This window comes from Nostoc paludosum FACHB-159, assembly GCF_014698835.1.
GTDB classification, from domain to species: domain Bacteria; phylum Cyanobacteriota; class Cyanobacteriia; order Cyanobacteriales; family Nostocaceae; genus Nostoc; species Nostoc paludosum.
Genome location: NZ_JACJTU010000110.1, coordinates 1 through 8,836, shown reverse-complemented (window position 1 = coordinate 8,836; position 8,836 = coordinate 1). Strand labels below are relative to the sequence as shown.

The following is an 8,836-nucleotide window of genomic DNA, read 5'->3' as shown; positions in this document are numbered from 1 at the left end:
TTAAGTATTAATACCGGTAAAATTGTAGTTAATAAATTTGTGTACTGAAAAAACTAATTAGCGATCGCACTTTTTTTGGGGTCATCTAACAAAATCGCATTGCTCCCTCAGTGAATGACCATCTCAAAAATATATGCCAAATAGAACACTCTCGGCATCGTAGCCCTTTTAACTTTCTGGTTAATTTGATGGCTTCTTTAGCTGCTTATACCTATTTACCTCAAAAACCATCTATTGATATTTACCCAAAAGACCTGCCTGCTCTACCTCCTGCTGTTTTTTAGTTCGTCGAACTCACGTTATTTTACTAGCATTGGGAGTACACGAAAAGAGTAAAACAGCCAACACAGCATCTCACAATCACCCACTGCATTTTTCTACTTTTGCTAACTTGAGCCGGGAATACTGGATTTTGGTAGTAGTTGCACTATTGTTTAATTTAGGCAACTCTAGCGATGCTTTTTTATTACTTCGTGCTTCTCAAGTTGGGATTACAGCCGCTTTCGTGCCATTGACGCTACTGGTGATGAATTTAGCTTACTCTCTTAGTGCTTATCCAACTGGTGTCCTGTCAGATCGCTTGGGACGTGTAAAACTACTATTGGCGGGATATTTACTGTATGCCCTAGTTTACTTGGGCTTTGCTTTTGTTCAAGCTGCTTGGCAAGTCTGGGTTTTGTTTGCTCTGTACGGTTTGCATTTGGGTATGAGTCAGGGCGTATTGTTAGCACTGGTAGCAGATAAAGTTCCAGCTGCATTACGAGGTACTGCATTTGGATTTCTCAATCTAGCAGTAGGCATAGCACTTTTACCAGCCAGTATTTTAGCTGGTGAATTATGGCAGCACTTTGGATCAACAAGTACCTTTATAATTAGTAGCATCTTTGCATTAGTGGCGGCACTGTTATTAGTGTTTAATAATTCAAATCATTTATAATTAATTACATTGTAAAAGTTTGTAACTAAAATCATCCCTAACTTGATGTTACCAAGCTCTATAAGTTAAGAGATGAAGTACTATGAGAATTTTGATAATTGAAGATGACGATCGCATTGCTAAACCATTAGCCGAGTATTTAAGGCGACAACACCATATTGTAGATATCACAACCGATGGGCTTGATGGGTGGGAATGGTCGCAATCAGGATTATATGAGCTAATTTTATTAGATTTAATGCTTCCTAATTTAGATGGCATTACTCTATGTCAGCGTTTACGTGCTGCTTCATCTAATGCTCTGATTTTAATGCTGACAGCACGAGATACAACAGGCGATAAAATTATTGGACTCGATGCTGGTGCTGATGATTACTTAGTCAAGCCATTTGAGCTAAAAGAGTTAGCAGCACGTATCAGAGCTTTAGCACGAAGAAGTCCACAGATACGCCCATCAATTTTAATCCACGGTGATTTGCAATTAGATCCGGCCAGCCAACAGGTTACTTATGCAGGAAATATTCTGTCATTAACACCTAAAGAATACATGATATTAGAGTATTTTTTGAGACACCCAAATCAAGTTGTGACTCGTTCAGCAATCTTTGACAAGCTGTGGGAATTTGATAAATCTTCGGGGGAAGGAAGTATCAAAACTCATATTACAAATTTGCGGAATAAACTCAAAGCTGCTGGAATTTCAGAAGAATTGATTGAAAATGTTTATGGCATTGGTTATCGTTTACGACATCAGTAAAATGGTTTAATTAGAAATACTGGTCTCAATCATTACTTATATGTGTACCATCCTAAATTTTAGTGAATAACCAATAATTTACTATCCGTAAAAATGTGTTTCAAAAAATTCGATATCGTTTATTGTTGTCTTACTTGGTGGTTTTTGCATCACTGCTAGGAATATTTGCGCTCGCAATCCGAATTGTTTTCGCTCATAGTCTGACTCAACAAATTAAAGATAAACTCACAGCTATAGGACAAGGTGCATCTGCAAATGTAGAATTTGAAGCAGGTCACATTAAAGTTGAAAGTGATTTTCGTCCACAAGACCTAATTGCTAGTCATCAAGCATTACAGTGGTTTGATACTCAAGGACATTTAGTTACTCAACAAGGAAAAACCGTCTTAAACTCACCATTATTATTTAGCAAAAAGGTAGAAGTTAAGAGCGACAAAGTTCTTATCCAAGCTGTAACTATACCAATTATTAATAGCGACAATAATCAGTTGGTTGGGTATGTGAGGGTGAGTCAATCTTTAGAAGAATTTGATGAAACTCTCAAAAAATTAGACTGGGGATTAGGCGGTGGAATTCTTATAACTTTGGTTCTTAGTGGGATTGGTGGCATTTTCCTAACTCGTCAAGCGATGCAACCTATTGAGGAGAGTTTTCAAAGGCTCAAACAGTTTACTGCTGATGCTTCCCATGAACTACGTAGTCCTTTAATGGCAATCAAAATTAATGCTGAGTTACCGTTAGAATATCCTATGGAAATCGGGCCAAAAGATGCAGAAAAGTTTCAGGCGATCGCCAGTGCTACTAACCAGATGACTCGCCTCACAGAAGACTTACTGTTCTTGGCACGTACCGATAAAGTTCCGAATGGGGATTGGGATAGTCTCAATTTAACGTCAATCTTGGAAAACTTATTGCTACTTTATAAACCTCAAGCTCAAGCCAAGGAAATTAATTTGATCTCTCAGTTAACAGAGAATCTTTACTTGATAGGTGATTCAGTCCAACTAACGCGGCTATTTTCTAATTTGATTGAAAACGCGCTCCATTACACACCATTAAAAGGCGTGGTTGAAATTAAAACCACTCGTGTCGGTTCTCAGGTTTATGTCAAAGTGCAAGATACAGGCATAGGAATTGCACCAGAGCATATTGACAAAGTTTTTGAGCGTTTTTGGCGAGCAGATAAATCACGTTCTTATAATTATGGTGGTTCTGGTTTGGGATTGGCGATCGCTCAAGCGATCGCCCACAATCACAGTGGATTAATTACTGTCACTAGCCAATTAGGATTTGGTAGTTGTTTCAATGTCCGTTTACCAGCTTCTATAAATTAGGGATTGATAAAGGTTAACTTCATCAATCCCTGTGTATTAGATGTTTAGTTAGTATGTGCTAAAACAGTTTTTACTTAATTAAGCTCCCGACTTACTTACTATCATCATTGGTTTCGCGCTCACTATCACCAGTATCTGGAACTTGAATACTGCTCTTGGGACGATTAGCTTCATTTTTTTCATCTTCTTGATTGTCATTTTCGGCATACAAAACCTTGCCATTACCAGCATCAACTTTCACATCTTGCTGACCAATTTTTACAGAGTAAACTAAGTTGCCATCTTCGTTTTCAAGTTTGACGCTACTGGCCTTAGTTCCTCTGGATGCTTCAGCTACTTGCTGTGCTTGTTTTGCTGTAATTTTAGCTAGTGGTTGCAGTTTTGCTGCTTCTTGCTGTTCTTGTACATCATCGTTTGTTTCACCATCACTGGCTTGGGCAACTTGGGTAGCAATATGATGCTGATGTACAACTGCTACCGGAGATTGTGGTTGTTTTGCTCCTACAACTCTCGACAATCCAGCAAAGCCCAAAATACCAACAAAAGCTGCTGCACAAATGATTTTTGTTGAAGTTTTCATACTTGTAGAATCCCTAAAATTCTGGGTTTGTAATTTCACAATAGGTAATAAAAGTTCAGAAATAGTCAAGATTAAATTGAATTTTGTAGATTAAATATTAAATAGCATAATTCACTTTGAATTAGAGATTTTAGCTATTTTAAGTCTATTTCTCAGAAATAAACGTCATTAAAAATCAAATCTTGACTTTTTCTTGACTTTTGCTGTGTAAAGTTTAATCATTCTGCACATAATTCAAATTATGAAAAAATTGACAGAATAAGTAGTTGTGTCACCAATTTGGGATAAATAGCAGGACATTTGTTATTAAGGACGCTAAATTTAGGCTAGAAAAATAGGTTTATCGCGTATTCTCTAATTTCATTTCTACCGAAAATCAAGGATAACAAATATCATGGTAAATATTTTAAATAGAGTTCCAGAAGTAACAATTTACTTCTGGATTATTAAGATTATGGCAACCACAGTAGGCGAAACTGCGGCTGATTTTTTATCAATAACGCTCAACTTGGGTTTAAGTATTACATCATATATTATGAGCGGCTTATTACTGATTGCACTTATAAATCAGTTTAGGCTAAAACGGTATGCTCCACTGAGTTACTGGTTAGTCGTCGTTTTGATAAGTATCGTTGGGACATTAATTACTGATAAATTGGTAGACGATTTTGGAGTTAGTTTGGTGACAACTACCATAATTTTTAGTTGTCTATTGTTGGCAGTTTTTGCGTTTTGGTATTTCAGCGAAAAGACATTAGCCATGCACTCCATCAACACAGCTAAAAGAGAACTTTTCTACTGGATAGCTATTTTACTGACATTTGCCTTGGGTACTTCAACAGGAGACCTCTTAGCAGAGTCTTCGGGATTAGGTTATGCACAATCAGCATTAGTATTTGGAACGGCGATCGCAATCATAGCTAGCAGTTATTTTTACTTGAAGATGAATGCAGTTTTGACATTCTGGTTAGCTTACATCTTGACTCGTCCATTTGGCGCATCGATAGGTGATTTACTATCCCAACCTACTAAAAATGGTGGTTTTGGCTATGGTACGGTGGGAACGAGTATGCTTTTTCTTTGTATAATCATCAGCCTAGTAATTTACTTAAGCCTTAAGCGTAAGAAATCAGGCTTAGTGCCGATTGACCGAGAAGATTGATAATTTGCGCTCGCCTGACTCATCTGTTCACTGTTCAATAGCTTTTAAAGCTGTAGTGCCTATGCGACATAGCTTAGAGCTTTTCTTACTGCCAATGATGACTTAGTATTTTTTGGGAAACATCAATGAACAAAGTTGCAAAAGTCACAATTTACTTCTGGATTATGAAGATTATCGCCACGACGCTCGGCGAGACCGCAGGTGACTTCATTTCAATGACTCTTGGACTGGGGTATTACATAGCTTTTGCTGTAACGTTCGCCATCCTAGCTATTCTCTTATTTTTTCAAATTCAAGGAGATAGATATCGTCCAGCCCTTTATTGGGTGGCGATCATCGCTACAACCACAGCCGGGACTGAAGTTTCAGACTTGATGGATCGATCTTTCGGGCTGGGATACGCAGTGGGATCGCTGATTTTGGTAGCCTGTCTCTTGAGCGTTCTTGCCATCTGGTACTATCGAGATCGAGACCTGAGTGTTTATCCCATCATTAGGAAAGATGCAGAGACCACCTATTGGCTGGCTGTGGTGTTCTCTAACAGTTTGGGAACAGCTTTTGGTGACTTTCTTACCAGCAACTTAGGACTAAGCTATATTCAGGGCGCATTGGTGACAGCCAGCGTCATTGGTGTTGTTATCGCCCTTCACTACATGACAAAGTTGAGCGATGTTCTCCTATTCTGGCTCGCGTTCATCTTTACACGCCCCTTTGGAGCCACTTTCGGAGATTTTTTGACTAAGCCAATCAAAAATGGTGGTCTCTCACTACCAAGGGAATATGCGTCAGCGATCGCTTTTATCTTGCTAGCACTTGTCCTATTCTTTTCTGTGCGAAAGGAGAAAAAAGTACGTCATCCACTTGAGTAGAAAACGAATGCTTATTTTGAAAAATTTTTCCCCATTTTAGCTAATAACTGTATTTCCGCCGACCTACGCTAGCAGTAGGTAGGTCTTTTGACGATGAATAACATTTAAATATGCTACGACAACTTTCTCATTTCTGGTTGCGTTATATACATCCTCGTTTAGTTACATTAATTGCTGCTATTGGTATTGTTGGACTTGTTAGTTGTCTGCTGATTCTTTTTATTTTAGCAAAATTAGCCCAAGAGGTCTTAGAGCGAGAGACTTTTGCATTTGATACTAATTTTTTGTTATGGCTACATCAGTTTGCCAATCCCAACTTAGATAATTTCATGTTGTTCATTACAAATCTTGGTAATCCTAAAACCGTAGTTGTGGTTGCAGGAGTTACTTTGTTATTACTTTGGTGGCGACGTTATCGAGAAGATGCAAAAATTTTTGTACTTGCTTGCTTGGGGGCATTGATTTTAAATACAGGGCTAAAGTTGTTTTTTTCTAAACCTCGTCCTGAACTTTGGCATCGCTTGATTTCTGAAACATCTTTTAGTTTTCCTAGTGGTCACGCACTAGGTTCTATGGTGCTTTATGGTTTCATTGCTTATGAGTTGGCAACTCACTATCCTCCGTTTGCCAAAGTTATCTACAGTTTGACAGTCATTGTAATTGCTGCTATTGGTCTCAGCCGCTTATATTTAGGAGTCCATTGGCCTACGGACATAATTGCCGGTTATGGAGTCGGTTTTTTGTGGCTAATGATATGTATGACGATGCTTAAATTGCAAAAACTAAGGTAAAAAATTTAAGAAAATGGTTCTGCTATAAATCCACACCACAGTGACTCAAGCAACTCTTAACAAATAGGCGGCGTAGCGGAGTGTCTGCCGATGCCCGCGACAAACTAGGTGGCTCAACGAGTCAATTCGTGGCAGTGGCAGACACCGCCTATTTGAGCGAAGCGGTTAAGAGTTGTGTCACTAACTAGCGGGAAATACCTTCAGTAGACCGAAAAATTTGGCGATCGCTAAAAAATAGTAGTCTGTGATACCCTTTATTCAGGAATATACAAAAGCCGATTTTGAGATAGTAATTATAAGTTGAAATTATACAAACACTGCCAAAACGACCAAAATCAGCCAGAGGGTAAATAAACTTCGCAGGCTACCCCATAATTACGGTCTACGGCTTGACGTAAAAATTCAAGCATCTGTTTGAGGGTAAATAGATGAGAAAGAACTTGCCTATAACTTCTTTTTAAAAGGCTGAGATAATGCCAGATTAGATAAATCCAGATATTAATAATTAAAAAAGATAAGGCTACAAATAGAAGCCGAATAGTAGGATTTTTAATAGTCGTTTTAATTCGGCACTGATTTTTCATGCGGTAGCTACTTTCAATACCAAAACGAAGACGGTAGTCATCATGTATTTGATGTAATGACAACTTCACCTTATAGACAGCATAAATAAAAAATTCTCTTCCATGCGCTCGTCTTTTACCGTTTTTATAGGTACAAACTATCCATACTGGAAAAGTTACTGAACCATATTTATCGCTGTTTAAAGTGTAACTGGTCTTGTAACTACGCCTACCTCTAATCAGTTGTTTAGTCCCGCCATGTTTGCCTCTAATAACAGCTGGCATTTCAAATGGAATATCCAAAGCTTGCAACCATCTGATTACAGGCACACAAAAGAACTCTCTATCCAAATATAATCGCTCAATTCTCAGATTTAAAGGCTCAATTATTGCCAAAAGATAGGTGATAATTGCAACCAAAGTGTTTTTTTGTTGAACAGCTTTGATAGCTAAGGTGACTCGCTTGTTCTTTTTAATTACATAGACAGTAGCGTAAGCATAAAAAGAGCAAGTACCATTTTTAGCTTGACTTCTGTAAATATATGGTACTTCTAATGGTGACGGTTCGCCATAATAAGGGATTAAATTAAAGTCAATGGCTATTTTTTGCTGTCCTTGTCGTATGCCAGTTGGCAATCGGCTTTGAAGTGCTTTATTTAAATCCTCTTCCAAAGAAGCGAGGTCTGAATATTTTTCCAAATGGTAACGGATATCATTACTGGTCGGAACATTTTTTAGAACTTTAGTAGTATTTTCAATACTATCTTTCTGTGTGGCTGCCCGAACTAAAATTTCAAAAATATTCTTTTGTTCACAGTTACCTTGAGACTTTATCGGGATGTTTTCTGTTAAACAGTTCACTACTTCGTTCAAGGTTTTACTATCAGTTAGAACTGGGGTAGTTGCAGTCATAATCGAACCAGATATTCTTCTAGCTCAATTTTCACCAGCAATTCTCATTTTGAAAAAAATAGAGTATTAACCCCGATTTGGGAGTTCCAAAAATAGTACAAAGTAACTATTTTTTCAGGCATTGCCTCTGGCTAAAAAAACAGATGGAGGAAAGAATAAGTATAAATACTTAATAAAATAGAGGGATTACCTGACAACGAACGGAGAAAATCCAGTTCATCGTTCGGTTTTAATTGAGGAATTCAAGGGAAATAAAAATTTATAATTATTGTTAGATGATGTAAAATCGGTGAGTCAAAAATCCGACAGCGCATCAAATTACTCAAACATGGCACACTTAGCAGCGACCATAGAAATTCCTGAATTAATACAATTTTTACGGTCATCATTAAATGACTTACCTGATGAAAGGAAACCTGGAAATAATACGAAATATCAGGTGGAAGACGCTGTGATGGCAGCATTTTCTATCTTTTTTACTCAGTCAGAGTCTTTCTTAGACCATCAACGATTAATGAAAAATAATAAGGGAAAAGATAATGCAGAAAGTTTATTTTCAATTGAGAAAATACCCTGTGATAATCAAATAAGAAATTTGTTAGATCCGGTGCCGGCTGCGACTATCTTTATGGCTTTTCAAGAAGTCTATGAATGGTTAAATAAAAATGGAGTTTTGAAAAAGTTTCTCTACTTAAATGAAGAAATTTTAATCGCTTTAGATGGCACAGAATATTTTTCATCCAAAAAAATTAATTGCCCTCATTGTAATTGTCGTAATCATCGAAATGGAACTACAACCTATTTTCATGGCTGTGTAACACCTACAGGGCTATTTCATTCTAAATGTAGGCAGTATATGGTAAGATGCAGCGCAAATTCTATATTAATGCATCTGTCCCATGTCTCAAATCGCAATTATAGAAGCCTTCGC

The 8,836-nt window shown here is 37.5% G+C and carries 8 protein-coding genes and 2 pseudogenes; 8 read left to right on the top strand and 2 right to left on the bottom strand.

Annotated elements, in window-relative coordinates:
* Positions 1–98: 98 nt before the first annotated feature.
* The 4 genes and pseudogenes from H6H03_RS40975 to H6H03_RS38330 form a co-directional block, all read left to right on the top strand.
* Positions 99–284: pseudogene (locus tag H6H03_RS40975) on the top strand (IS982 family transposase); the annotation flags it as partial.
* A 29-nt stretch (positions 285–313) separates the two neighbouring features.
* Positions 314–937, top strand: a complete 624-nt coding sequence (locus H6H03_RS38340; protein ID WP_199339232.1) for an MFS transporter — start codon at positions 314–316, stop codon at positions 935–937.
* Between the two features lie 82 nt (positions 938–1,019).
* A complete protein-coding gene (locus H6H03_RS38335; RefSeq protein WP_190960214.1) occupies positions 1,020–1,694 on the top strand; it encodes a response regulator transcription factor in 675 nt (224 codons plus the stop codon).
* A 95-nt stretch (positions 1,695–1,789) separates the two neighbouring features.
* Positions 1,790–3,028: a HAMP domain-containing sensor histidine kinase gene (locus H6H03_RS38330; protein ID WP_190960213.1), complete on the top strand. Its 1,239-nt coding sequence runs from the start codon at positions 1,790–1,792 to the stop codon at positions 3,026–3,028.
* A gap of 91 nt (positions 3,029–3,119) precedes the next feature.
* Here the strand turns inward: H6H03_RS38330 and H6H03_RS38325 are convergent, their stop codons facing one another.
* Positions 3,120–3,608, bottom strand: coding sequence for a PepSY domain-containing protein (locus H6H03_RS38325; RefSeq protein ID WP_190960212.1), 489 nt, complete (start codon positions 3,606–3,608; stop codon positions 3,120–3,122).
* 394 nt (positions 3,609–4,002) lie between these two features.
* Here H6H03_RS38325 and H6H03_RS38320 point away from each other — a divergent pair, with 394 nt between their 5' ends.
* The 3 genes from H6H03_RS38320 to H6H03_RS38310 all read left to right on the top strand — a co-directional run bounded on the left by H6H03_RS38320 (position 4,003) and on the right by H6H03_RS38310 (position 6,430).
* Entirely contained in the window at positions 4,003–4,770 is a 768-nt protein-coding gene (locus H6H03_RS38320; RefSeq protein WP_190960211.1) for a COG4705 family protein, read from the top strand.
* Positions 4,771–4,895: 125 nt separating this feature from the next.
* Complete coding sequence (locus H6H03_RS38315; RefSeq protein WP_190960210.1) at positions 4,896–5,639, top strand: COG4705 family protein; 744 nt, start codon at positions 4,896–4,898, stop codon at positions 5,637–5,639.
* 110 nt (positions 5,640–5,749) lie between these two features.
* Positions 5,750–6,430 (top strand): phosphatase PAP2 family protein, encoded by a 681-nt coding sequence (locus tag H6H03_RS38310; RefSeq protein WP_190960209.1) that lies wholly within the window; start codon positions 5,750–5,752, stop codon positions 6,428–6,430.
* Between the two features lie 335 nt (positions 6,431–6,765).
* On the opposite strand, the gene H6H03_RS38305 is transcribed toward H6H03_RS38310, so the two are convergent.
* Entirely contained in the window at positions 6,766–7,905 is a 1,140-nt protein-coding gene (locus tag H6H03_RS38305) for an ISH3 family transposase (protein WP_199339231.1), read from the bottom strand.
* Between the two features lie 328 nt (positions 7,906–8,233).
* Here H6H03_RS38305 and H6H03_RS38300 point away from each other — a divergent pair.
* Positions 8,234–8,836: pseudogene (locus H6H03_RS38300) on the top strand (hypothetical protein); the annotation flags it as partial.

What these genes read in the sequence shown, in the direction of transcription:
- H6H03_RS38305 (WP_199339231.1), bottom strand. Translation starts at nt 7,905, where the DNA reads ATGACTGCAACTACCCCAGTTCTAACTGATAGTAAAACCTTGAACGAA.
- H6H03_RS38320 (WP_190960211.1), top strand. Translation starts at nt 4,003, where the DNA reads ATGGTAAATATTTTAAATAGAGTTCCAGAAGTAACAATTTACTTCTGG.
- H6H03_RS38315 (WP_190960210.1), top strand. Translation starts at nt 4,896, where the DNA reads ATGAACAAAGTTGCAAAAGTCACAATTTACTTCTGGATTATGAAGATT.
- H6H03_RS38310 (WP_190960209.1), top strand. Translation starts at nt 5,750, where the DNA reads ATGCTACGACAACTTTCTCATTTCTGGTTGCGTTATATACATCCTCGT.
- H6H03_RS38325 (WP_190960212.1), bottom strand. Translation starts at nt 3,608, where the DNA reads ATGAAAACTTCAACAAAAATCATTTGTGCAGCAGCTTTTGTTGGTATT.
- H6H03_RS38335 (WP_190960214.1), top strand. Translation starts at nt 1,020, where the DNA reads ATGAGAATTTTGATAATTGAAGATGACGATCGCATTGCTAAACCATTA.